Origin of the sequence: Streptomyces sp. DH12 (genome assembly GCF_020873895.1) — a bacterium.
Lineage (GTDB): Bacteria > Actinomycetota > Actinomycetes > Streptomycetales > Streptomycetaceae > Streptomyces.
This window is the reverse complement of sequence record NZ_JAHWGT010000160.1, coordinates 1-874: the sequence shown is the minus strand read 5'-3', so window position 1 is coordinate 874 and position 874 is coordinate 1. Positions and strand designations below refer to the sequence as shown.

Genomic DNA, 874 nt, shown 5'->3' with positions numbered 1-874 from the left:
ACGTGGGACAACGTGAAGGGCTGGGTCCACGACAACGCGGACCTGATCAAGGCCTTCATCGATGTCCTGGGCTGGGTCGCGACAGCGGCGGGCTTCCTGGCCCTCGCCATCCCCGTTCTGGGCTGGGTGGTCCTGGGCATCGCGGTACTCACGATCGGGCTCAGACTCCTCCTGGTGGCATCCGGGGACGCCACCTGGACGGACGTCATCTTCGACGTCGTAGGAGGATTGCTCGTCGTGGGTGGTCTCGGGGCCGCTGCGAAACTTGCCAGCGGCGCCAAGGCCACCGTGAACGCCGCTCAAGCCGCCCGGACCGCCGGTCTGAAGAGCGGCCTCAGGGGGGTCAAGAGCGTCCTGGACGATACAGGGCGGATGATGACCAAGATGCCGCCAGGGCCGGGTCGGCAGGCCCTCGGAGTGGCACGCAACGCGATTCGCAAGTCCATCTCTCAGAACGTCGGGCTGGTCACGAAGGGACCGATGCGGGTCAGCCCGTTGTCGACGGTGCTTCATCTCGGCGACAAGGAGATGGCTGGCATGGCCAAGATGCTGCAGGCGAACAAAGCGGCCTTCCCGGCGGCCGCCGGGGCCGCAGCGGACAAGGCGTACAAGTCCTACCAGGCGGGTCTCGGCATCGCCTGGACCGGCATGGGGATGGACGTCATGGACAAGGCCCTGGGAAAAAGCGACCTGACAAGCTTGACCAAGGAGGAGTTCGGGACCGGCGAGAAGCCCTACAACCAGGCGTACTCGAACTGGAAGGACAACACCCTGAAGCCCGCCCCCGACACCCACTGGTGAGGATGACCATGGACCTGCACTCGGCACAACGTATCGCCGAGGCCGAAGCCGCCCGAACGGGACTCGGCGATAC

General features: G+C 65.8%; 1 pseudogene. It reads left to right on the top strand.

The annotated features are described in order from the left end of the window. Positions 1-801, top strand: a pseudogene (locus LPA54_RS33210) (hypothetical protein); the annotation flags it as partial. Between the last annotated feature and the right edge of the window lie 73 nt (positions 802-874).